The sequence below is a fragment of the Pseudarthrobacter linnaei genome, assembly GCF_055412825.1.
In genome coordinates this window covers 73,750-97,108 of record NZ_JBVAYX010000007.1, presented here as the reverse complement: position 1 = coordinate 97,108, position 23,359 = coordinate 73,750, and the positions used below count along the sequence as shown (strand labels likewise).

Sequence of the window (23,359 nt, the reverse complement as noted above, 5' to 3'; positions counted from 1 at the left end):
GTGCCCTCGATTGGAATCGAACCAACGACACCGGCTTTAGGAGAGCCGTGCTCTATCCACTGAGCTACGAGGGCGGGCGTCCGTGCCGGCCGGCCGCAGCCGGCCCGTTCGGACACGGATATAAGCATACTAGGTGAGGGGCCGTACTACGCTCTTGGCATGACCGCCGCAGCTGACTCGCCGTCCCAGGACATCATCTACATCCCTGCCCTGCCGTCCACCAGGTTCTACGCCGGGGCGCTGGCACTGCTCAGCGTGCTGCAGTATTTCGTGGCGGAGGCCGCCGTGATCGGCGCGTGGGCGGGGCAGCAGCCGTACAGCCGCCGGACCGGTTACATCAGCGACCTGGGCGCAGTAAGCTGCGGGTTTTTCGACGGCCGGGACGTATGCTCGCCGGCGCACGTGCTGATGAACGCCTCGTTTGTGGTCCAGGGCATCGGCATGATGGTCGGCGCGCTGCTGCTCGGCACGGCCCTGCTGTGCACGGCGGCGCGGCCCGGCGCCCGGTTCACGCTGGCACCGGCCAGCCGGGCGACGTGGGCGGCGGCCATCGCTGCGCGCGCCCTCACTGCCGCCGCCGGTGCCGGGACCGTCCTGGTGGGGCTGGTCCCCGAGGACGCCGGCTCAGTGTGGCATGCCGTGGGGGCCATCCTGTACTTCGCCGCCGGTGGCCTGGCCCTGGTGCTGCTGGGCTGGCTCTGGCTCCGGCAGACACCGCTGAGCTGGCCCATCCTGGCCTGCGGCGTGGTGTCCCTCGGGGCGCTCATCGCCGGCGGCGTGACGGGGATGGACGTGCCGGAGCCGGGAACCCTGGAACGGCTGATGGGCTACCCCATCACGATCGGCACGGCCGCCGCCGGGCTGGTGGTCGCCCAGCGGGTGGGGAGGGGACGCAACACGCGGAAGGCCGCGCGGGCCGGCCGCGCACTGCGGACCTGATAGCGGGGGACTGCGGACCTGGCGGGGCACTGCGGACCTGGCGGGGGGCCAGGCATGGAGGGCCGCGGAGGCGATCCGGACGCCCGCCCGGGACGCGTTCCGCGGCCCCGAAAGGCTAGGGCGTCGGTGCGGGTGTCGGTGCCGGTGTGGGTGCCGCAGTCGGTGCCGCCATCAGCTTTGCGAGCTCCTCGTCACGCAGCTTTGCCCACGGCGACTCCGGGGCGCCCTGCATGGCTGCTTCGGGGCTGTCCGTCTGGGTCCACCACTTGGCTTCATAGACCCGGCCCTCAAAGAGCACCCGGTCGCCCTTGCGGTAGACCGTGGCCGGCTCCCACTGCGGCGCGGTGCCGGCGGGGGCGGTGAGCTGGGGGGTCGGTTTGTCGCCCGGCAGGACCGGGCCGATGATGCGCCACGGCGTTGCGGCGCCCTGAAGTACTGGGTTGTCCGGGGCCTCGGCGCGTGTCCACCATTTGGCTTCGTAGACATGGGAATGCCAGACGATTCGTTCGCCGGTGGTGTAGGCGGTGGCTTCGTTCCAGATCGGATACGGGCTGGTGGACGGATCATCGGCGATCGTGGTGGGCTGCGCGGAAGCTGCCGGCGCTGCAGGGCTGACGGACGGGCCCGTGACGCCAGCGCCGAGGATCGTCGCGAACGTGGCCGCGCCCTGTTCCACACCGCTGCAGCCGTCGGAAACCTGCTTGACGTCGGGGTAGTTGGGGCTGCAGGTCCGGTCACGGTTCAGGGACCACATGGAGACCCGGCCGATGCCCTTGGCGCTCGCGTACCCACTGAGTTCCTCCGCGTCCTTGAGCGTGAAGATTTCGCCGGCGATGTCGTTCTGGCCGATCATCGGCGTCAGTCCGATCTTGCGCCACACGGTTTCGCTACCGAGTTCGGTGCCGGCGGCTTTGTAGACTTCGGTCAGCTGCCGGTGGGTGGCCTCCGCAGCCGAGACGGCATTCTCGTACATCGATCGGTCCGGAAGCCGGCTTCCGCCATAGTCCATGGTCATGATGTTTACCCCTGCGAGGTCCGTCCCCGCGGCGATCATCCGGCGCACGGCGTCGCTGCCCGCCGTCGTCAAGCCGTTGGGGTCAACCGGCAGGGTCAGCCAGACAGCGAGATCCCTGCCGCCGGAGCGGCGGTCCTGCTGGAGTGCGGTGACCGCAGCCGCGCGCCGGTCGAGCGAGTCGACGTCGCTGAGGGCGCCGCCCTCGATGTCAAGATCGATGCTGCTGACGTTGTAACGGTCCACCACGGTGCGGTACGCGGCTTCGAGCTTGCCCACGTCGGTGCAACCGGTGGCCAGTTCGTTGTTGGTCAAGCCGCCGAAGGAGACCGATACCGTCCCGCCCAGCTGCTGAAGGCGGGCCACCCTCCGGTCCAGGTCCAGGGCGGATCCGGCCTCGTCGAGCGAGTAGAAGGCGCCCCAACTTGGGGTGCAGGCATCGCGGGCGTCAGCCACGATGAAGGACAATTGTACGTTTTCAGCTTCCTTGGAAACCGGTTCCTCAAAGGCGTACCGGGGAGTCGCCGTGACGTCCACATAGCCGGAAAAGATGGACGGAATAGCTTCCGCTGCCTTCACGTCTTTGAAGTTGCCCCACGCGGTGACGCCTCCGGCGGTGACCGCCACGACGACTCCGATAAGAACGCCCAGTCGGACGACCGATAATTTACGGCCTGGGAATCTTGCGGACACAGGGCCCCCTTATGTCTTTTAGTGAACCGCCGGGCACCTGCCGGCCATCGGGATCAGTTCGCGATATTCCGGGGTGTCTGATGTCCGGCAACGGTCTGACCTTGCATTATCATAAGGGCACTCACTGGAACTCTCCGGTGTGCCGGGCGCGATTTGACATTTGCGCACGCCGAAAGCCGACTTTGCAGTCTATGGGGACCACATGTCTGATCAGTTAGTCTTGCCGCGCCCGGACACAGAGAGCGGCCCCGCCGAGCAGAAAGGCGCGGTGCGCCGCCGTCAATGGGGAGCTGAACGGCGGTCCGAGCCGCTTTCGATCGTTCACCCGCGGCCGTCACGCCGGAAGATAATTCTGGGCCGGCTGGGCATTCTCACCACTCTGCTCGCTTGGGTCACTTATGTCATTTCGACTATCCTGCGGGAGCTGGCCGACAATCCAAATGCCGGATTCAGGTTCCAATTTGAGACGGCTTCCTATCTGATTGTCGTAACATTCCTGACATTTTCGGCGCTAATGTACCTGATGGCCCGGCAAGGTGCCCTTTATCGGTTCCGGGACCATTTACGGGTTCCGCGGGGGGAATTGGACCGCCACTTCAGCGAGTATGCCGAAGGCATCACAGTGCTGGTGCCGTCCTATGCCGAAGAGCCCCAAGTGGTGCGGGCCACGCTGTGGTCTGCGGCGCTCCAGGAATTCCCTGACCTCAAAGTTGTCCTGCTGGTCGACGACCCGCCGCACCCCACGGACTCCGCTGACCTTGCCAAGTTGGAAAAGACCCGGGCCCTGACGGCGGAAATTTCCTCGGCGATGAGTGCTCCCGCGGCACGGTTCAATGCCTCCCTGGAGGAAGCCCGTCGCCGTGCGAAGACGGACGCTCCTAACCAGGCCGCCGAGCTGGCGCTGCTGATCACCGAGTACGAGGCTGCTGCCGACTGGCTGGAGGAAATGGCCGCCGGCGAGAAGGTCGACGACCACGTCGACGAGTTCTTCGTGGACCTCGTCCTGATGGGGCTGGCCCGGGAACTGCGGCTGGTCCTGGTTGGCTTGAGCGCGGCCTTGGCGCAGAACACGTCGCCGTCCTGGTCCCGGCGTGAAGAGCTGTACCTGCGCCTGACCTGGATCTTCAACGTCTCCACGGAGACATTCGAGCGAAAGAAGTTCGCGAGCCTTTCCCACGAGGCCAACAAGGCGATGAACCTCAATGCCTACATTTCCCTGATGGGGCATTCATGGCGGGAAGAGGCTACCGCCGACGGCACGGTCCTGCGCAAAGTCGAGGGCGATGCGGAGCTGGAAAGTGCGGACCGGGTCCTGGAGTTCCCGGACACCACCTACCTTCTGACGCTCGACGCAGACTCGCTGCTCCTGCGCGACTACTGCCTCCGCCTGGTGTACTTCCTCGAATCGGCAGGTAACGAACAGGTTGCCGTGACCCAGACGCCGTACTCCTCCTTCCGCGGGGCACCCACCCGGATCGAACGCGTCGCCGGGGCCACAACGGACCTGCAGCACATCCTCCACCAGGGAATGACCTACTACGGAGCCACATTCTGGGTCGGCGCGAACGCCGTCATCCGGAAACGGGCGCTCGAGGACATCGTCGAGGTCGAGACCAACGGCGCCTTCGAAATCCGGACCTACATCCAGGACCGCACAGTCATCGAAGACACGGAGTCCAGCATTGACCTCGGCCAGCACGGCTGGACCCTGGTCAACTACCCGGAGCGCCTCAGCTACAGCGCCACGCCGCCGGATTTCGGCTCCCTGGTGGTCCAGCGCCGCCGCTGGGCCAACGGCGGACTCCTGATCCTGCCCAAGCTCTGGGCCCAACTCCTCCAGAGCCGTTCCGAGCGCCGAAAAATCCTGTTCCGCGAGGTCCTCTTGCGCGTCAACTACATGGCGTCCATCGCGTGGGCGAGCTTCGGCTTGCTGTTCCTGCTGGCGTACCCCTACGACAGCCGGCTGCTCAGCCCCATCGTGTTCCTCGCTGCGCTGCCCTACTTCCTGGCCATGGGCAGCGATCTGCGTGACTGCGGGCACCGCTTCAGTGACATTCTGCGCATCTACGGGTTCAACCTCGTCCTGCTTCCGGTGAACCTCGCAGGCGTGCTCAAGTCGCTGCAGCAGGCAGTCACCGGTGACAAGATTCCATTCGCCCGCACTCCCAAGGTCAAGGACCGCACAGCCGCGCCGGCCATCTACGTCATCACCCCCTACGCGATCGTTGCGTTCTCCCTGCTGACCATCTGGCGCGACGCCCAACTGGGAAACTGGGGCAACGTGGCATTTGCCTTGCTGAACGCTGTCTTGGCTGCCGGGGCAATCCGTGCCTACATCGGAGTGTTCAACTCTGTGGTGGATGTGTCCCTCGGTGTGGTCAACTGGCTATACGTCAGTCCGCGGCCGAAGACAGCGAAGGAGAGCCTCGTGGTTGAAAAGACAGCCGAAGAAGTCGACTGGGAGACCATTCTCTATCACGGCGACCGACGGTTGAACCGGGATCTCCGCGGATCCGCCGACCGCCGTCGCCGAATTTCCATCCGTTGAGCATCGACGCCCTGGCCGGGCCCGGTGAGCTGACGCCCGAGAAAGCACCGGAACCGGCATTTTCCGACCCGCCTACGCCGGGCGGTTCGCCCATCTTTGTCCGCCTGCGCGAGGGCGGCATCATCGAAGTAGTGCTTCCCGCCAACGAGGAAATCGCGGGTCCCGAGGCCCGCATCGCCGGGGCAGCGGTCCGGGCACTGGCCAACGGCCGGCGTGTGCCTGTGCTGCTGGTCATCACGGGTGTGGTGGGTGTCAGTGTCGAGGCGCGTCACGTCTACGTGACCTCGATCGCGGCGTCCGCTTTTGCCCTCGTGGGTGAAAGCCCTGTCGACCGGGTGATCGCGCATTACCTGCTGCGGTCGAAGACCGAAACCATCCCCGCGCGGTTCTTTATGTCCGAGGCTGAGGCTATTGACTGGTTAGGGCACTACACGAGTGAACACTGATCCTCCGGACCCCCGGCTGCACGCCCTCGTTGAAGGCATTGTCCGCATCGCGGGTGGCGACCTGACTACGCGGATTCCGCCCTCCGGTGCCAGGGACGACGTAGCCGCGGTCATTGCCGGGATCAACCTGATGGCAGATGACCTGCAGACCATTTACCAGGAACTCGAGGAACGCGTCGAAAGCCGGACGGCGATGCTGCGCGAGGCGCAGGTCGAGCTCGAACGGATGGCGCTGACCGACCCGTTGACCCAGCTGGCCAACAGGACGGCGCTCAACTCGGTCCTGAGCCACGCCCTTGCGGAGACTAGTCGGGGCGAATTGCCGCCGGCACTGCTGGTCCTCGATCTCGACTCGTTTAAGGGCATCAACGATACTTTGGGCCACAGCGCCGGCGACGACGTCCTCCGCGTGATCTCGCGGCGGCTGCAGGAGGCCGTCCGCGATACGGACACGGTCGCCCGTCTCGGCGGTGACGAGTTTGCCGTCATGCTGCCGAAGTCCAATCTGGTGAGGGCCCGCCGGGTCGCCAATAGGATCCTCAAGGCCCTCGGCGAGAGCCTGGAAATCGGGGACCTCCGCATTACCTGCGGCACCAGCATCGGGCTGCGGGTGGCAGAGCCAGGGCAGTCAGTCGATGATCTGGTCATGGAGGCGGACACCGCGATGTACGCCGCCAAGGCCCAGCCGCACAGCAGCATCAAGGTGTTCGAACCGGCACTGCTCTATGCCCGCAGGCTCCAGAGCGTCATGATCACCGAACTGCGTGAGGCGATCCGCCAGGACCAGCTCACCCTGCATTACCAGCCGGTGGTGGAACTTGCGACCGGCAGGATCGAAGGCGTTGAAGCGCTGGTGCGCTGGAACCACCCGGAGCGTGGCCTGCTGATGCCCGATTCGTTCATCCCGCTGGCTGAAGAGACGGGGATGATCGTGGACCTGGGGCACTGGGTCCTGCGGAAGGCCGTGCGCCAGTTGCGGCGCTGGCAGCAGGAGCTGAGCGTAGACGACAGTTTTAATGTGCGCGTCAACATCTCCACGACCGAGCTGCAGAACCTCGACCTGATCGATCACGTCCGCGACATCCTCCGGGAAACGGGGGTGGACGCCGCCAACCTCATCGTTGAGCTCACGGAGTCCATGGCCGTCAACGGCGGGGACGTGGACCAGTACTCCCTGAGCGGGCTGCGGCGTCTGGGTGTGCAGCTTGAAATCGACGATTTCGGCACCGGCTACTCGTCCATCAGCTACCTGCGGAAACTGCCCGTCAACGTGGTCAAGATCGACAAGAGCCTGATCGCCGGGCTGGGCTCGGACGAGGAACAGAGCAATTTCGTCGCGGCCGTGCTGCATCTCATCGACGCCTGCGGGCTTAAGGCTGTTGCCGAGGGCATCGAGACGGCGGAGCAGGCCGCAGAGCTGGTTCGGTTGGGCTGCGCGAGCGGGCAGGGCTACTACTTCAGCCGGCCCGTGCCGGCGGCGAAGATCGAGGCGCTGATTAGCCCGGGGGCGCCGGGGGAGTAGGCAGCGCCGTGGGGCAGCATCGTTTGTTCAGGCGTCATTCGGGGTTTTAAGCAAGAACGGCGGGTGCTGGAAGTCGCCTTCCAGTACCCGCCGTTCGGACTGTCTCCGACGTACTTCTAGTACTTCTAGTACTTCTAGTACTTCGGAGTGGAGTTGGGCCACCAGCCCGGAGCTGCAACCGACGTCTGTCCCGAGTTGTCACCGCTTGCAGTGATTGCGGCCGTGGCGGAGAAGCCTGCCGTGGCAAGTGCGCCAACGACGAGGAGAGTTGCGAGGGTTTTCTTCATGGAGGGCTCCTGATACGTAAGAGGCTGACGTGACTCATGTGATGCAAGTTCAGTATAGGGGCATAGGACACGCCGTTAGGCAGCAATTGCCACCGCACCCTCAAAACTGTGTTATTCGCGCGAAGCTGAGCATTTCCTGTGGCAATACTGCGCGGGAAATGCTTGCACCCTTGGTACTTTTTGTCCCCCGTAGCAACGGATAATTGAGCTATGCAACAAAACGTCGTCTCGCCCTCCTATGTCACCGCGGAGCTGCGGGCGCGGGAACATTGGGCCAACCATGGGTTTATTGACGCTGCCAGTAGTGCTCGCAGTGCTGCGGAGATTGCCCTCAAAGCCGGGGACACCGAATCGTGGTGGAACATGATTTTCTTCCAGGCGGAAAGTCTGCTGGCTGCCGGACTATTCGAGGAGTGCGCAGGTGTCGCTTCAGAACTCATAGGCCAACCCCTCCCCGCCGGGGTGCCGCTGCAGGCGAGGGCGAGAATCCTTCTGTCCAAAGCGTGGCAGGGTGCGGGATTCCTGGAAAAGGCTGCTGAAGAAGCAAGGGCCGCCGCCAATCTGATGGCCGGTGACCCTGACGATGAGGTCAGTGTAACGGCCAGCCTGGCTTTGATCGCTGCGCTTGGTGAAAGTGGCAGGCTTGACGAGGCGTGGACCGAAAGCCTCAATCTGGTCAGCGCAATCTCGCCTGAAGTCGACGATCAGTTGCTGGGCAACGTTTACTGGGCCATTGGCAACGCGGCATTTCTCAGCAGCAGGGTTGATGAAGGCCTGCGATTCCATGACTTGGCAGCTAGTACCTTTTCTCCGGCAAGGAACCTGGAGGTTTGGGCCCGATTCAACAATGCCTCTGCAGCGATGCGGCTGGCCGCCGATCTAGCCGACTCGGCCACGCTTAGGTGTATTGAACGAGCCGAATTGGCCACTGACGTCATCGGCGGAAGCGAAGAAAACGTCCTCTTGCAGAAGATGAATCGCGGCCACTGGAATTTTCTGGCGAGTGATCCGGCCGGGGCTGTGCAACTTCTGAACGATGTCTGCGAGCGTGTAGACGTGCTTCCGCCGCAGGCCTTAGGGGAAGCATGCCTATTGCTGGGACGGGCACAGAAGGCTCTGGGCGATATGGCTTCAGCCCAGCAGAACCTGCTCAAGGCTGCCCACCACTTCGAGGCTGCCGGCGCAGAGCAGCGTGCGGACCAGGCCCGGGAGTACCTGACAGCCGAGGTATGAGCCCGGCGGGTCAGCTCCGCCCGCCTGTCGCCCGACGCGTTGAGCACAGCCTCTTGCTGCCGCGGCGGATGGACATAGTGGGACTATGTCCAGTGGCTCCGACTAGGGCTGGGCATGTCCCGCGGTGGAACGGATGTGCATGCCCTCCGGGATCCGCGGCGGATGGACATAGTGGGACTATGTCCAGTGGCTCCGACTAGGGCTGGGCATGTCCCGCGGTGGGAGCTGCGGCTGAGGCCCGCTTGCGGCCCAGGAACACTGCGGCGCCGCCAACCGCCAGGCTCAGCACCAGCAGCACCCAGCCTGCGATGGTGAGTCCCGAGGCCAGGGCAACCTGGCCGGCGTCGACGGTGTCTGCCGACATCATCGAGTCGATGGCCGCGTTGCCCCACAGCCGGACGGCCGCGAAGAGCAGGGGTACGGCCCAAAGCGCCCAGCGCAGTCCCTTGCGTGCCACGTTCGTGCCGATCAGCAGCAGCCAGGTGAAGCCGAAGATCAGCGGGAAGAGGGTGCCGGCCGTCTTGTGCACGTAGTTGAGCTGGCCGCGGGCAGCCTCGTCCATCGCGAGGCGCAGTTGCTCCACAAAGCCCAGGTCGAAGCCCCCGAACAGGGAGTCCGGCATGGCCATGCCGCCGCTGAGCTGGGTGAGCTGGTCCAGGGTGAGCAGATGGACGTACCAGAACAGGAACAGGCTCGCCACGACACCGGCTATCAGGATCAGGTTGCTGTTGTTCTGCGCCTTCTGCGGCGTCCGGCTGGTGCTGGGGTTGATCACCGACGGCAGGTGGTGCTGGGGGACGACGGCGTTGGCGCCGTGCTTCTTCATTCGCTGTGCGGGTGTCTTGGCCATGGCACCATTATCGCCCGTCCCGACCGGGAGGCAGGCGCGGCCGAGCGCCGGTCGGACAGCCGCCTGTTCACTGCAGCCTGTTCACTGCCGGCGGGCGCCGATAGGCTGGAGCGCGTGACCGAACTAGGAAAGCACCGGCTCGGCCGGCACAGCACCGCTGATCTCAACCCCGCCCTGGACGACTATCAGCTCGCCGAGGCCCTCGTGCGCGAGGCCGGGACCCTGGCGCTGCTCATGCGCCAGGCCGGGCTGGAAGGCCGGCAAAAGACGTCTGTTTCCGACGTCGTCACGGCCGCGGACCACGCGGCCGAGGCCTACGTGCTCGAACAGCTCCAGCGCTGCCGGCCCGACGACGGCATCCTCGGCGAAGAGGGCGCCTCCGTGGCGGGTACCAGCGGCAGGACCTGGGTAATCGACCCCGTCGACGGGACCTACAACTTCCTGCACGGCTCCACGTACTGGTGCTCCGCCATTGCCCTCAAGGACCCTTCCGGAGTGCTGCTCGGCGGGATTTACCAGCCGGAGGAGGACAAGCTCTGGCTCGGCGGAACAGGCCGCCCCTCCACGCTCAACGGCGAACGGCTCACCACCTTCGGTCCGGATGGCGTTCCGGGAGGCCGTTCAAACACCCCGCTGTCCGAACTTGGCGCCGCAACGTACATCCACCCCACCTGGCTCGCCGACCCGATGTGCGCGATGCCCTGGCACGCCGCCGCTACCTCCGCCGCCGCGCTGCGCATGTTCGGCTCCGGGTCCTGTGACCTCAGCCGGGTAGCCGATGGCGGACTGGGCTGCTGGTTCCAGCACAGCTGCCCGGAATGGGATTGGCTGCCGGGCCAGGCGATTGTCCTTGCAGCCGGCGGTGCCGCCGACGTCGTCCGGGTCAACGGACTCGACTGGTTCGTCGCCGGAGGCACGACGGCGGTCCGGCAGCTCCGCGCCGCCCTGGAATCAGGCTCCGCGGGGTAGGTCGGGGCGGATAACACCCGGGCTTAGCGGGCATGCCCATTCTTCGCGTCGCCCGCCGCGGGACATGCTCATGGTTGGCCGCGTGGCATGGGCATACTGGCCGTATGTCCAGTGGCCCTGGGCAGGGGAGGGCATGTCCCGAGGGGGCGGACGCCGGCGTCAGTGGCACCGCCTAGACTTGTTAACACCATGGATATGTTGTTTGACCCCTACGCCGACGGACCCTTCCAAGCTGCCTCGAAGAAGGCTGCGAACACGAAAACGCCCGCGGGAACAGGGACTGCGACCCTGCACGCCGCGGGAGGTCCGGGGCCCCACAGCGTCCACGGAGACAATCCTGCAGGAAACGCGGACCACCACAGCCTCCCGGGCGCGGCTGAGCTGCTCGAGGGGCTGAACCCGCAGCAGGAAGAGGCCGTCAAGCACGCCGGCAGCGCCCTGCTGATCGTCGCCGGCGCCGGCTCGGGCAAGACCCGGGTGCTCAGCAACCGGATCGGCTACCTGATCGCCACGCGGCGCGCGCACCACGGCGAGATCCTGGCCATCACCTTCACCAACAAGGCTGCCGCCGAAATGCGGGAGCGGGTCGAAGCCCTCGTTGGCCCCCGGGCCAAGACCATGTGGGTCTCCACCTTCCACTCCTCCTGCGTCCGGATCCTGCGCCGCGAAGCCAAGAACGTCGGCCTGAACTCCAACTTCTCCATCTACGACTCCGCTGACTCGCTGCGCCTCATCACACTCGTGGCCAAGAACCTGGACATTGATCCGAAGCGCTTCGCCCCCAAAGCGATCCAGCACAAGATTTCGGCGCTCAAGAACGAACTGATCGACGCGGACAGCTACTCCTCCAGCGCCAACCACAACGACCCTTTCGAACAGTCCGTCGCCGAAGTTTTCAAGGGCTACACGCAGCGGCTGCGCCAGGCCAACGCCATGGACTTCGATGACCTGATCGCCGAGACGGTCTACATGTTCCGCGCCTTCCCTGCGCTCGCCGAGTCCTACCGACGCCGTTTCCGGCACGTACTCGTGGACGAATACCAGGACACCAACCACGCCCAGTACGCGCTGGTGCGCGAGATCGTGGGCGAAGGCCCCGGCGCGGCCGAGCTGACCGTCGTCGGCGACTCGGACCAGTCCATCTACGCCTTCCGCGGCGCCGACATCCGCAACATCGTGGAGTTCGAGAAGGACTACCCGGACGCCCGCACCATCAAGCTCGAGCAGAACTACCGCTCCACCCAGACCATCCTCAGCGCCGCCAACTCGGTCATCTCCCGCAACCCCAACCGGCCCGAAAAGCGGCTGTGGACCGCGGAAGGCGACGGCGAGAAGATCATCGGCTATGTCGGTGAGAACGAGCACGACGAAGCCCAGTTCATCGCCAAGGAAATCGACCGCCTGCAGGACGAGGGCGACCTTCGCCCCGGCGACGTCGCGATTTTCTACCGCACCAACGCCCAGTCCCGATCGATCGAGGATGTCCTGGTCCGCGTCGGACTGCCGTACAAGGTGGTCGGCGGCACCCGCTTCTACGAGCGCAAGGAAATCAAGGACGCGCTCGCCTACCTGCGGGTCCTGGTCAACCCGGACGACGACGTCAACCTGCGCCGCATCCTGAACGAGCCCAAACGCGGCATCGGCGACCGGGCCGAGGGCGCCGTGGCTTCCCTCGCACAGCGCGACCGGATCTCATTCATGGCCGCGGCCCGGCGCGCCGACGAGGCCCCCGGCATGGCCACCCGTTCCGTCAACGCGGTCCAGGGCTTCGTGAAACTTCTGGACGACCTCGCCGAGGTGGCCTCCGGTTCCGGCGCCGCCGCGGCCCTGGAGGCCGTCCTGGAACAGACCGGCTACCTCGCCACCCTTCGGTCCAGCACCGACCCGCAGGACGAGTCCCGGGTGGAGAACCTCGCGGAACTCGTCGCCGTCGTGCGTGAATACGAGCGCGACAATCCCGAGGGTACGCTCGAGGCCTTCCTGGAGGGTGTGTCCCTCGTCGCCGACGCCGACCAGATCCCGGACGCCCCGGCGGGCAGCCCCGACCAGCTGGCCGCCGCCGTCGCCGAAGCCAAGCGGCTCGGCGTCGTCACCCTGATGACCCTGCACACCGCCAAGGGGCTGGAGTTCCCGGTGGTGTTCCTGACCGGCATGGAGCACGGCCTGTTCCCGCACCAGCGCTCCGCCACCGACCCCAAGGAACTCGCCGAGGAACGCCGGCTGGCGTACGTGGGCCTGACCCGGGCACGGAAACGCCTCTACCTGACCCGCTCCGAGGTGCGCAGCATGTGGGGCCAGAGCCAGTACAACCCCGCCAGCCAGTTCATCGAGGAAATCCCCGCCGAGCTGGTCGAGTGGAAGCGCGAGGGCTCCACCCGCCAGGGCGGCGGCTGGGGCGGCGGAGGCTCCATCGGCTCCAGCCGGTACGGCGGATCCTTTTGGGGCGCCGGCACCGCCCGCGGGGCCGAGGCCAGCCCGTCCGCCGGCTTCAACGCTGACGTTCCTGCCGCCATCGCCAAGAACCGCGTGCAGCCGCAGAAGGAAATCGTCGCGGTCAGCGTGGGCGACAAGGTCAACCACACGAGCTTCGGCAACGGCACCGTGCTGGCCGTCGAGGGCGCGGGGGACAAAATGGTCGCGAAGGTGAAGTTCAGCATCGGCGAAAAGCGGCTCCTGCTCCGGTACGCCCCGCTGACCAAGCTCGACGCCTGAGCGGGTTCGACGCCTGCCCACGCCGGGACAGCGGGGCGGCATCCGACGACGGCGGGACACCAGGCGTCGGGGGCTGACGCCAGCGGCTGCCAGCGCCCCGCGTCCTTGCAGGCATAATGGAGCCCATGCGACGGACACTTCTGGGGATCCTGCCCGCCCTCATCCTGCTGGCGGCCACGGCGTGCACCGTCACGCAGAAGGACCCGGACTATGTCCCGCCCGCACCGCTGCCTGCCCTCGAGCAGCTCAAGCAGGCGCCTCTCGCGGACGCGGCCGCGTATGCCGTGGGCCAGGACATCCTCAGCTTTGTCACCGACGACCGGAACGTGGTCTGCTCCCTGACCTCGGCCCGCGGCGAGCACGTGAACCTGCCGTATGAGCAGAACGGCTACGCCGAACCCGCCAACAACAAACTGGCGACCGTCCCGGTGGCGCACTGCGAGCTGGCGGCCTACCCCGCGCCGGCCGCGAAGGACATCACGGACAACTGCGGCGGGACGGGCCTGGGCTACCTCGGCGGGGCCGCGCTGCTCACCCCGGAGCGCGCCGGCTACGGCGAATGCCGCTCCGGCGTCACACAGCAGGAAGCCGAATCCGGACCCCAGGGAAGCGGCAAGGGCCCCATATCCCAGCTCCCCGTCCTCGGCGAGGGACAAAACCTGGAGCGCAACGGACTGCGCTGCTCGGCCTACAATGGCGGAGTCGCCTGCGGAAACGTCTCCGCTGGCGTCGCATTCTTCGTGTCGCGCGAGAGTTACGAATTGATCTCCGACGCCGGAAAACCAGCCGCCCCGGGGCCTTCGGATGCTCCAAAAACCCCGTAATCTAGCGGTTTTTCTACGCTCCATAGAATAGTGTCCTTACTCACATAAGGGGTACTCTGGGGCGGGCCCCTCCCAAGGAAGGGCTAGAGTTCGAACGAGGAGCATTGCGCCGTGTGGCTCGTTTCCAAGCCAGTCGCAGGGTGCGTTTATTCCGCAGCCCGGTAACCGCGATAACGTGGGGTCCGGCTGTACAGAAACTACTTCGACGTAGAAGGACACTAAACCGTGGACCTGTTTGAATACCAGGCGCGCGATATGTTCGAGGCGCACGGTGTACCCGTGCTTGCTGGCATCGTGGCGCACACCCCTGAAGAAGCAAAGGCAGCCGCCGAGAAAATCGGCGGCGTAACTGTCGTAAAGGCGCAGGTCAAGGCCGGAGGCCGCGGCAAAGCCGGCGGCGTCAAGGTCGCCAAGACCGCTGATGAGGCGTTTGAACACTCCACCAACATCCTCGGGATGGACATCAAGGGTCACACCGTCCACCGCGTGATGATCGCCCAGGGCGCGGACATCGCCGAGGAATACTACTTCTCCGTTCTTCTGGACCGGGCCAACCGCAACTACCTGGCCATGTGCTCGGTTGAAGGCGGCATGGAAATCGAGCAGCTCGCCGTTGAGCGTCCCGACGCCCTGGCCAAGATCGCCATCGACCCGGCCGTCGGCATCGACCAGGCCAAGGCCGACGAAATCGTCGCCGCTGCAGGCTTCGCCGAGGAACTGCGCGGCAAAGTCGCCAGCGTCATCCTGAAGCTCTGGGACGTTTTCAAGAAGGAAGACGCCACCCTGGTGGAGGTCAACCCGCTGGTCCTGACCGGCGGCGGTGACATCGTTGCGCTCGACGGCAAGGTCTCCCTTGACGAGAACGCCGGCTTCCGCCACCCCAAGCACGCACACCTTGAAGACAAGGATGCTGCTGACCCGCTCGAGGCCAAGGCCAAGGCCCAGGACCTCAACTACGTCAAGCTGGACGGCTCCGTGGGCATCATCGGTAACGGTGCCGGCCTGGTCATGTCCACCCTCGACGTCGTTGCCTACGCCGGCGAGAACCACGGCAACGTCAAGCCCGCCAACTTCCTGGACATCGGCGGTGGAGCTTCCGCCGAGGTCATGGCAGCCGGCCTCGACGTCATCCTGGGCGACCCGCAGGTCAAGTCCGTCTTCGTCAACGTCTTCGGCGGCATCACCGCCTGTGACGCCGTCGCCAAGGGCATCGTCGGTGCACTGGCCGAGCTGGGCCACTCCGCGAACAAGCCGCTGGTAGTCCGCCTCGACGGCAACAACGTTGAGGAAGGCCGCCGCATCCTGGCCGAGGCCAACCACCCGCTGGTTACCCTGGCCGCCACCATGGACGAGGGCGCCGACAAGGCTGCCGAGCTCGCCAACGCAGCGAAGTAAGGGACTCGACTATGTCTATTTATCTGAACAAGGACTCCAAGGTCATCGTCCAGGGCATCACCGGCGGCGAAGGCACCAAGCACACCGCCCTGATGCTGAAGGCCGGCACCAACGTTGTCGGCGGCGTCAACGCCCGCAAGGCCGGCTCGACGGTCGTGCACGGCGACACCGAGATCACCGTCTTCGGCACCGTCAAGGAAGCCATGGCAGAGACCGGCGCTGACGTCTCCATCGTCTTCGTCCCCCCGGCATTCACGAAGGATGCCGTCGTTGAGGCCATCGAGGCCGGCATCGGCCTGGTCGTCGTCATCACCGAAGGCGTGCCGGTGCAGGACTCTGCCGAGTTCTGGGCCCTGGCACAGTCCACGGTCGACGCCAACGGCAAGCAGGTCACCCGCATCATCGGACCGAACTGCCCCGGCATCATCACCCCCGGCGAGGCCCTCGTTGGCATCACCCCGGCAAACATCACGGGCAAGGGCCCGATCGGACTCGTCTCCAAGTCAGGCACCCTGACCTACCAGATGATGTACGAACTGCGCGACCTGGGTTTCTCCACCGCCATCGGCATCGGCGGCGACCCGGTCATCGGCACCACCCACATCGATGCGCTCGAAGCCTTCGAAGCTGACCCGGAAACCAAAGCGATTGTGATGATCGGCGAAATCGGCGGCGACGCCGAAGAGCGTGCCGCCGATTACATCAAGGCGCACGTCACCAAGCCGGTTGTTGGCTACGTCGCAGGCTTCACCGCCCCGGAAGGCAAGACCATGGGCCACGCAGGCGCCATCGTCTCAGGCTCCGCGGGCACCGCCCAGGCCAAGAAGGAAGCCCTTGAGGCTGCCGGCGTCAAGGTCGGCAAGACGCCGTCCGAGACCGCCAAGCTCCTGCGCGAGGTCTTCGCAACCCTCTAGGGCCGAAGCACCACCAAGCACCAACACAACGCGGGGTCACCTACGGCCCGTCCCACTCGCTGGGATGGGCCGAAAGTGACCCCGCGTTGTTTGTTTAAGCACGACGGCGGCAGGCCACCTTCCCCGGGGAGGTGGCCTGCCGCCGTCGTGCTTTGCCGCCGTGCCGCCGTGCCGCTCTACCGCTCTACCGCTTTGCCGCTCTGCCGAGGCGGGGTCTCAGACTTTGGCGTCGGCGAGGAGTTCGTCGAGCCGCTCGTAGCCCTCGGACAACCCGCCTTCCATGCCGGACTGCGCCATCCCGTCGCGGGCCTCCATGCTGGGATAGACCCCGTGGGCCTTCAGCAGGGTGCGTCCGCCGTCCAGTTCCTCGAAGGCCAGGAACTCGATGCTGACGACGTCCGGGTAGCCGCCGAACTCGAAGGTCTGGATGGCGAACTCGTTCTCCCGGACCGTGTGGAAGACCCCGTTGAACGTGTAGGGCACGCCGTCCGGCCCGGTGTGGGTGTAGCGGTAGGTGCCGCCGGTACGGAAATCGTAGTGGTCGACGTCGATGGTGAGACCGCGCGGGCCAAGCCACTGGGCGATGAGCTCGGGGTCCTTGTGGGCCCGGAAGACATCGGCGACGGGAAAGTCGAACTCCCGTTCGAAATCGATGAATGGCAGGTTCTCCGGGACAGCTATTTTCAGGGCGTTGGTCATGGTGAGTCCTTTGCCTGGGTGCCGCGGACCGCGGCGTTTGATTGGAGCACAGCGTCAAGGCTGCGGAACTGCCCCTCGCGGACCAGCCGGTACTGGTCGATCCATGCGGTGAGCGCCTCCAGCCGTGCGGGATTCAGGTGGACGGGCCGGCGCTGGGCGTCACGGGTGCGCGTGACCAGCTGTGCCTGCTCGAGGACCTGGATGTGTTTCGAGACCGCCTGCTTGGTGATCGCGAAAGGTTCCGCCAGTTCATTTACGGTGGCCGGACCCCGGCTGAGCCGGGAGATGATGCGGCGGCGGACCGGGTCGGCGAGGGCCAGGAAGGCCGAGTCGAGCTGGTAGTCGTCGCGTTCGTCCACTGGGTGCCCCACACCTCCTTGTCGCTCCTAATCAACCTAAAGATTGATCAACCATATGGTTGTTTAAAGATAGAGCGAGGCCGGAAGCTACGCAAGGGGCATATCGCTCTGACGGCGGGAATGGGCACTGCGCCGCCGGGGAACACTTGGCGAACGTCGGGTTAACCGGGCGTCATACCGCCGGTTGGTGGCGGAATCATCCGGATACTGGAAGGCATGACTACCTTTACTCGTCGTCAAGTACTGCGATCAGCAGGAATCGCCGCCGTGGCCGGAACAATGGCCACCGGCGCTCCCGCGGACGCGGTTTCAGCCTCCCAAGCCGGCCCCTTTGGCCACGGGATCGCCTCAGGAGATCCCATGCCGGGGAGCGTGCTGCTGTGGACCCGCGTCACGCCCACCCCGGAATCATTACCCGGCAGCGGTGCCGGTCCGGACGTTTCCGTCCGCTGGGAAATTTCCGCCGATGCAGCGTTCACGAAAGTGGTGGCCCGCGGTACGGCCGCCACCGGCCCGGCCCGCGACCACACCGTGAAGGTTGTTGCAGGTCGGCTGCTGCCCGCCACGAGCTATTGGTACCGGTTCACGCTTGGGGCGGAGATCTCACCTGTAGGCCGCACCCGGACCGCACCGGCGGCGGGGGCGGTGGTGGACCGGTTGAAATTCGGGGTCGTTTCCTGCGCGAACTGGCAGGCGGGCTATTTCTCCTCCTACCGCCATCTGGCCGCTCGGGGCGACCTCGACGCCGTCCTTCACCTGGGGGACTACCTCTACGAGTACGCACCGGGGGACTATCAGGCCCGCGACGTGGTGGTCCGTCCCCACGATCCGGCCGTCGAGATGACCCGGCTGGGGCACTACCGCCGCCGTCATGCGCAGTACAAGACCGATCCCGACCTCCAGTCGCTGCACGCGGCGGCGCCGTTCATCGTGACCTGGGATGACCACGAATCGGCTAACGACGCCTGGCAGGGCGGTGCCGAAAACCACACCGAGGGCACCGAAGGCGTCTGGAGTGAGCGCTTCGCCGCCGCCCACCAGGCGTACGCCGAGTGGATGCCCGTGCGCTACGAGCCGGGCGGCCAGCTCTACCGTCGACTGGACTTCGGCTCCCTGGCCAGCCTGTCCATGCTGGATCTGCGCTCCTACCGTGACCAGCAGGCCGCCAACGGTGCGGATCCCTCCGTCAGCAGCCCCGCCCGCACCATCACGGGCGCCGCGCAGATGGACTGGCTGCTGGGCAACCTCGCGTCTGCGGGCCCGCAGTGGAAGCTGGTGGGCAACCCCGTTATGATTGCGCCCGTCCGCATTCCCTCGACCCTGAGCACCGCAGAGCTGGTCGGTGTGCAAAAGCTGATGGGCGGAACAACCATCAGCGGCGTGCCGTACAACGTGGACCAGTGGGACGGCTATGAGGTGGACCGCAACCGCGTGGTCCGCCACCTACGGGATAACGCCGTTAGGGACACCGTGTTCCTCACCGGCGACATCCACTCCGGCTGGGCCTGCGACATCCCCGCGGATCCGGCCACCTACCCGGCCACCGGAGATTCCGTGGCCGCGGAATTGGTCTGCACCTCTGTCACGAGCGACAACCTCGACGACATCCTGAACGTTCCGCCCCGGACTGGATCCGTCGCCGTCGAGAAGGCTATTAGGGCGGCCAACCCGCACGTCAAGTACCTGGATTTTGACTCGCACGGTTACTCCGTCCTGGAGGTAACAGCGGCCGGCGTCCGGATGGACTGGTATGTCCTCGCCGAACGCACCTCCGCCAACTCAGGCGCGACACTGTCCACATCATTCAATGTCCGAGCCGGCACCGGCAAGGTCGCGCAGGCGCAGGGAGGACTCCAGTGAGCCGTTCACCGCAGCAGGGCGCGCCCGCGGGAAAAAGCGCACCCGCCAGCAACAGCCTTTCGACGCCGGGACGCCGGCAGTTTCTGCAAATCGCCGCTGCCGGCGGGGCCGCCGTCATCCTTTCAGCAGCGTCGGGCACAGCCTGGGCTGCCCCGGCCGCGGGCCGGACCCGAAGCTACGTGCTGGTGGTGGACGGCTGCCGGCCGGATGAGATCACGCCCGCGCTCACGCCGAGGCTGGCTGCACTGCGCAATGCCGGTACCAATTTCCCTGCGGCACGCTCGCTTCCGGTGATGGAGACCATTCCCAACCACGTCATGATGATGACGGGGGTGCGCCCGGACCGGTCGGGCGTGCCGGCCAACGCCATCTTCGACCGGGCCGAAGGCGTGGTCCGCGACCTCGACCGGCCCGCGGACCTGCACTTCCCGACCCTGCTGGAGCGGCTGCAGGAGCGCGGTGTCACGACCGGATCGGTGCTCAGCAAGAAGTATTTGTACGGCATTTTCGGTGCCCGCGCCAGCTACCGGTGGGAGCCCCAGCCGGTGCTGCCGGTGACCGGCCATGCGCCCGACGCCGCCACCATGGACGCCCTGCTGGCGATGGTGAGCGGCCCGGACCCGGACTTTGTGTTCACCAATTTGGGCGACATCGACCGCGTCGGCCACTCAGACGTTTCCGGAACCACCTTGCGGGCAGCGCGTGAGACCGCCCTGGCGGGCACGGATCTGCAGGTGGGCCGTTTCATCGACCACCTGAAGAACACCGGCAAATGGGACTCCAGCGTGGTGATGGTGCTTGCCGACCATTCCATGGACTGGTCCATCCCCAGCAACCTCATCTCGATCAACCTCATCCTCCAGTCCCGTCCGGAGCTGCAGCGGAACATCACGATTGCCCAGAACGGCGGCGCGGACCTGCTCTACTGGACCGGCCCCGAGCCGGACCGTGCGGCCGGACTGGCCGCCGTCGAACAGTTGGTCAGCGCCCATGCGGGCGTGCTGTCGGTGAACAGACCGGCGGACCTCCGGCTGGGCGATGAGGCAGGGGACCTGGTGGCCTGCTGCCGTGCGGGCTGGCGTTTCTCTGATCCGTACGTGGCATCCAACCCCATCCCGGGCAACCACGGGCACCCCGCCTCGGAGCCAATTCCGTTCTTCGTCTCCGGCGGCAGCCCGCTGGTGGTGAAGGGGGCGGTGTCCTCCGAGCCGGCCCGGACCGCCGACGTCGCGCCGACCATCGGCGGGATCTACGGGCTGAAGCCCCCTGCTGGCGGCTACGACGGAACCGCACGGAGGTCCGCTCTCGCCGGGTAGCCCGGCTTGCCTCACCGGGCTCCCGACAAGTCCAACGCGGGGTCACATCGCGCCCATGCCAGGCCCCTGGCTGGGCGCGATGTGACCCCGCGTTGGTGTTTGGCGGAAGAATGTCTTGCACCCTACGCTCAAACTTTGTTAGTATGTCAGGACAAACTAATGAAGGAGTAGCGAGTGCCGCTCGTGCGAATCGACGTCAACCAGGGCCGGACCCCGGAGCAGCTCCAGGCGCTCAGTCGGGGAATCCACGACGCCATTGTGGCCGAATATGGCATTCCGGAGCGGGACTACTTCCATGTCCTGACCGAACATCCCACGGGGCAGATCCTGGCCCAGGATGCCGGCCTCGGCTTCGAGCGGACGCCGGATGTGGTGATGATTCAGATCTTCACTCAGACCGGGCGCAGCCAGGAGGCCAAGCAGTCGCTGTTTGCCGCCATTGCGGAACGGCTGGCCGCCATCGGGGTCGCCGGCGAGGATGTCTTCATCGGCTATGTCGAGAACACCGCGGGGGACTGGTCGTTCGGTTTCGGCCGGGCGCAGTACGTCACCGGCGAGCTGGGCGTGCCCAGCAAGTAGCCCGCAGGCATGCGCCGGCTGCCGCCAAAACGGCTGCGCCACGGGAGCATTCAGGCCCTCAGTGTCGAGTTGTAAATATGTCAGTACAAACCTTTGACAGTACATGGATTCTAGGGCAGAGTAGTGGATGTGGCCTGGCTCACGCCGGCTTCCTAAGCACCGAAGCTCAGGCTGCGCAAAGGTACCGAGTTCACACCAGAAAGGTCCGCGATCACCGTGACCCACGAACTGCTCACGATCGGGCGCATCAGCGTTGATATCTACCCGGACGACATCGGGGTGGATCTGGAGGATGTCTCGTCCTTCGGAAAGTACCTCGGCGGTTCTCCGTCCAACGTGGCGGTCGCTGCCGCCCGCCACGGCCGCCGCACCGCTGTCATCACCCGCACCGGCGACGACGCCTTCGGCCGCTACCTGCACCGCGAACTGCGGAAGTTCAACGTGGACGATTCGTTCGTCACCGCGGTCAAGGAATGGCCCACCGCAGTCACCTTCTGCGCGATCAAGCCGCCGGAGGACTTCCCGCTCTACTTCTACGGACGCTTCCCCACGGCCCCGGACCTGCAGATCAAGGCCGAGGAGCTGGACCTGGACGCCATCAGGGACGCCGGCATCTTCTGGTCCACCGTCACCGGCCTCTGCCAGGAACCCAGCCGCACCGCCCACCTCGCGGCCCACGAGGCGCGGCCCCGCACCGGACTGAAGCCGGGCCAGTTCACCATCCTGGACCTCGACTACCGGCCGATGTTCTGGGCCTCCGAACCTGAAGCCCGGAAACAGGTCGCCAGGATCCTCCCGCACGTCACCGTGGCCATCGGCAACGACAGGGAATGCGCCGTCGCCGTCGGCGAAGGCACTCCGGACGAGCAGGCGGACCGGCTGCTCGCCGCCGGCGTCGAGATCGCCGTCGTCAAGCTCGGCCCCGACGGCGTCATGGCCAAGACCCGCACCGAGCGCGTCGTCTCCGCCCCGGTGCCGGTGAAGACCGTCAACGGCCTGGGCGCCGGCGACTCCTTCGGCGGGGCGTTCTGCCATGGTCTGCTCTCCGGCTGGCCGCTCGCGCAGGTCCTGGACTTCGCCAACGCCGCCGGTGCGCTGGTTGCCTCCCGGCTGTCCTGCGCCGACGCGATGCCGACGCCGGAGGAAGTCACCGGCCTGCTCGCCGAACGCGGCCGTCTCGTGCCGGGCACCTACGCCACCGAAGGAGCGACCCTGTGAGTGTCAACCCCGCCGCCGCCGCCGCCCTCGCGGTGGACGATGATCCCCGCCGCTACGAACACCTGAGCATCATCCGGCTCGAGGACCCCGACGCGATCGCCCGCGCCGCGACGGCCCGCCGCCGCCACCCCGGCGTCAAGGCCGGCAAGCAGAACTTCATCGTCGCCGCCGACCACCCGGCCCGCGGGGCCCTCGCCGTGGGCAGTGACCCCGTGGCGATGGCCGACCGCCGCCAGCTCCTGGACCGGCTCCGGATCGCCCTGGCCAATCCCGACGTCGACGGCGTGCTGGCCTCCCCGGACATCATGGACGACCTGCTCCTGCTCGGCGCGCTCGAGGGCAAGCTGATCTTCGGCTCGATGAACCGCGGCGGGCTCTCCGGTCTGGTCAATGAACTCGATGACCGCTTCACCGGCCACACCGCTGCGGCCCTCGAGGCGCTGGGAGCCGACGGCGGCAAGATGCTCACGCGCATCTGCCTGGGCGACCCGGACACCGTCGCCACCCTGGAAGCCACCGCCAAGGCGATCGACTCCCTCGCCGGGCGCAAGCTCATCGCCATGGTGGAGCCGTTCCTGTCCATCTGGGAGAACGGCCGGGTCCGCAACGACCTCTCCACCAACGCCGTCATCAAATCCGTCGCGATCGCCGAAGGCCTTGGCTCCACCAGCGCCTATACCTGGATGAAGCTGCCGGTGGTGGCAGAAATGGAACGAGTCATGGCCTCCACCACCATGCCCACCGTGCTCCTGGGCGGGGACCCGGACAGCAGCCAGGACGACGTCTTCGCGAGCTGGGAAGCAGCCCTCGCGCTGCCGGGCGTCCAGGGACTCACCGTAGGCCGGACCCTGCTCTACCCGCAGGACGGCGACGTGGCCGGTACCGTGGCAACCGCCGCGTCGCTGCTGCACCACACCACATCCGCCCGCACCGCATCCACCCGCGCCGCAGAAGTATCGGAGTAACGTCCCATGGGAACCAGAA

Annotated in this window: 20 protein-coding genes and 1 tRNA gene; 15 read left to right on the top strand and 6 right to left on the bottom strand. The window is 66.2% G+C overall.

The window, feature by feature from the left end; genetic code table 11:
* Position 1 precedes the first annotated feature (1 nt).
* Positions 2-74: transfer RNA gene (locus tag ACZYZ3_RS09090), tRNA-Arg, on the bottom strand.
* Positions 75-159: 85 nt separating this feature from the next.
* On the opposite strand from ACZYZ3_RS09090, the gene ACZYZ3_RS09085 reads away from it, so the two are divergent.
* Positions 160-939 carry a DUF998 domain-containing protein gene (locus tag ACZYZ3_RS09085; protein WP_463963497.1) on the top strand — a complete coding sequence of 260 codons (780 nt, stop codon included), beginning with the start codon at positions 160-162 and terminating at the stop codon, positions 937-939.
* Between the two features lie 115 nt (positions 940-1,054).
* On the opposite strand, the gene ACZYZ3_RS09080 is transcribed toward ACZYZ3_RS09085, so the two are convergent.
* On the bottom strand, positions 1,055-2,578 hold the full coding sequence (locus ACZYZ3_RS09080) for a chitinase (protein ID WP_463963496.1): 1,524 nt from the start codon (positions 2,576-2,578) through the stop codon (positions 1,055-1,057).
* A gap of 268 nt (positions 2,579-2,846) precedes the next feature.
* Between ACZYZ3_RS09080 and ACZYZ3_RS09075 the strand changes: the two genes are divergently transcribed.
* Genes ACZYZ3_RS09075 through ACZYZ3_RS09065 form a run of 3 tightly spaced genes read left to right on the top strand, consistent with a single transcriptional unit; the run spans position 2,847 to position 7,160 of the window.
* Positions 2,847-5,192, top strand: coding sequence for a glycosyltransferase family 2 protein (locus tag ACZYZ3_RS09075; RefSeq protein ID WP_463963495.1), 2,346 nt, complete (start codon positions 2,847-2,849; stop codon positions 5,190-5,192).
* Positions 5,189-5,638 (top strand): DUF7793 family protein, encoded by a 450-nt coding sequence (locus tag ACZYZ3_RS09070; RefSeq protein ID WP_463963494.1) that lies wholly within the window; start codon positions 5,189-5,191, stop codon positions 5,636-5,638. Before ACZYZ3_RS09075 ends, ACZYZ3_RS09070 begins: the two co-directional genes overlap by 4 nt.
* The gene (locus ACZYZ3_RS09065; protein ID WP_463963493.1) at positions 5,628-7,160 is read left to right on the top strand and encodes a putative bifunctional diguanylate cyclase/phosphodiesterase; all 1,533 of its coding nucleotides are present in this window, start codon (positions 5,628-5,630) and stop codon (positions 7,158-7,160) included. The genes ACZYZ3_RS09070 and ACZYZ3_RS09065 overlap by 11 nt, the downstream gene beginning before the upstream one ends.
* Positions 7,161-7,294: 134 nt before the next feature.
* On the opposite strand, the gene ACZYZ3_RS09060 is transcribed toward ACZYZ3_RS09065, so the two are convergent.
* Complete coding sequence (locus ACZYZ3_RS09060) at positions 7,295-7,447, bottom strand: hypothetical protein (RefSeq protein WP_463963492.1); 153 nt, start codon at positions 7,445-7,447, stop codon at positions 7,295-7,297.
* Between the two features lie 210 nt (positions 7,448-7,657).
* On the opposite strand from ACZYZ3_RS09060, the gene ACZYZ3_RS09055 reads away from it, so the two are divergent.
* Positions 7,658-8,680 (top strand): hypothetical protein, encoded by a 1,023-nt coding sequence (locus tag ACZYZ3_RS09055; RefSeq protein WP_463963491.1) that lies wholly within the window; start codon positions 7,658-7,660, stop codon positions 8,678-8,680.
* Between the two features lie 196 nt (positions 8,681-8,876).
* Here the strand turns inward: ACZYZ3_RS09055 and ACZYZ3_RS09050 are convergent, their stop codons facing one another.
* Positions 8,877-9,530 carry a hypothetical protein gene (locus ACZYZ3_RS09050; protein WP_463963490.1) on the bottom strand — a complete coding sequence of 218 codons (654 nt, stop codon included), beginning with the start codon at positions 9,528-9,530 and terminating at the stop codon, positions 8,877-8,879.
* A gap of 114 nt (positions 9,531-9,644) precedes the next feature.
* On the opposite strand from ACZYZ3_RS09050, the gene ACZYZ3_RS09045 reads away from it, so the two are divergent.
* The 5 genes from ACZYZ3_RS09045 (at position 9,645) to sucD (ending at position 16,344) form a co-directional block, all read left to right on the top strand.
* Entirely contained in the window at positions 9,645-10,499 is an 855-nt protein-coding gene (locus tag ACZYZ3_RS09045; RefSeq protein WP_463963489.1) for an inositol monophosphatase family protein, read from the top strand.
* Between the two features lie 189 nt (positions 10,500-10,688).
* A complete protein-coding gene (gene pcrA / locus ACZYZ3_RS09040) occupies positions 10,689-13,211 on the top strand; it encodes a DNA helicase PcrA (RefSeq protein WP_463963488.1) in 2,523 nt (840 codons plus the stop codon).
* A gap of 116 nt (positions 13,212-13,327) precedes the next feature.
* Positions 13,328-14,035, top strand: a complete 708-nt coding sequence (locus tag ACZYZ3_RS09035; RefSeq protein ID WP_463963487.1) for a hypothetical protein — start codon at positions 13,328-13,330, stop codon at positions 14,033-14,035.
* Between the two features lie 225 nt (positions 14,036-14,260).
* Complete coding sequence (gene sucC / locus ACZYZ3_RS09030; protein WP_463963486.1) at positions 14,261-15,430, top strand: ADP-forming succinate--CoA ligase subunit beta; 1,170 nt, start codon at positions 14,261-14,263, stop codon at positions 15,428-15,430.
* Positions 15,431-15,441: 11 nt separating this feature from the next.
* Positions 15,442-16,344 carry a succinate--CoA ligase subunit alpha gene (gene sucD, locus ACZYZ3_RS09025; protein WP_463963485.1) on the top strand — a complete coding sequence of 301 codons (903 nt, stop codon included), beginning with the start codon at positions 15,442-15,444 and terminating at the stop codon, positions 16,342-16,344.
* A gap of 216 nt (positions 16,345-16,560) precedes the next feature.
* On the opposite strand, the gene ACZYZ3_RS09020 is transcribed toward sucD, so the two are convergent.
* Both ACZYZ3_RS09020 and ACZYZ3_RS09015 read right to left on the bottom strand, forming a co-directional pair.
* A complete protein-coding gene (locus ACZYZ3_RS09020; protein WP_463963484.1) occupies positions 16,561-17,043 on the bottom strand; it encodes an SRPBCC family protein in 483 nt (160 codons plus the stop codon).
* On the bottom strand, positions 17,040-17,402 hold the full coding sequence (locus ACZYZ3_RS09015) for an ArsR/SmtB family transcription factor (RefSeq protein WP_463963589.1): 363 nt from the start codon (positions 17,400-17,402) through the stop codon (positions 17,040-17,042). Before ACZYZ3_RS09015 ends, ACZYZ3_RS09020 begins: the two co-directional genes overlap by 4 nt.
* Before the next feature lie 216 nt (positions 17,403-17,618).
* Here ACZYZ3_RS09015 and ACZYZ3_RS09010 point away from each other — a divergent pair, with 216 nt between their 5' ends.
* The 5 genes from ACZYZ3_RS09010 to ACZYZ3_RS08990 all read left to right on the top strand — a co-directional run bounded on the left by ACZYZ3_RS09010 (position 17,619) and on the right by ACZYZ3_RS08990 (position 23,340).
* A complete protein-coding gene (locus ACZYZ3_RS09010; RefSeq protein ID WP_463963483.1) occupies positions 17,619-19,262 on the top strand; it encodes an alkaline phosphatase D family protein in 1,644 nt (547 codons plus the stop codon).
* An 83-nt stretch (positions 19,263-19,345) separates the two neighbouring features.
* Positions 19,346-20,578 carry an alkaline phosphatase family protein gene (locus ACZYZ3_RS09005; protein WP_463963588.1) on the top strand — a complete coding sequence of 411 codons (1,233 nt, stop codon included), beginning with the start codon at positions 19,346-19,348 and terminating at the stop codon, positions 20,576-20,578.
* A gap of 174 nt (positions 20,579-20,752) precedes the next feature.
* Entirely contained in the window at positions 20,753-21,157 is a 405-nt protein-coding gene (locus ACZYZ3_RS09000; protein WP_463963482.1) for a tautomerase family protein, read from the top strand.
* Positions 21,158-21,373: 216 nt separating this feature from the next.
* A complete protein-coding gene (gene iolC, locus ACZYZ3_RS08995) occupies positions 21,374-22,375 on the top strand; it encodes a 5-dehydro-2-deoxygluconokinase (RefSeq protein WP_463963481.1) in 1,002 nt (333 codons plus the stop codon).
* Positions 22,372-23,340, top strand: a complete 969-nt coding sequence (locus tag ACZYZ3_RS08990) for a Cgl0159 family (beta/alpha)8-fold protein (protein WP_463963480.1) — start codon at positions 22,372-22,374, stop codon at positions 23,338-23,340. Before iolC ends, ACZYZ3_RS08990 begins: the two co-directional genes overlap by 4 nt.
* The last annotated feature ends 19 nt before the right edge of the window (positions 23,341-23,359 follow it).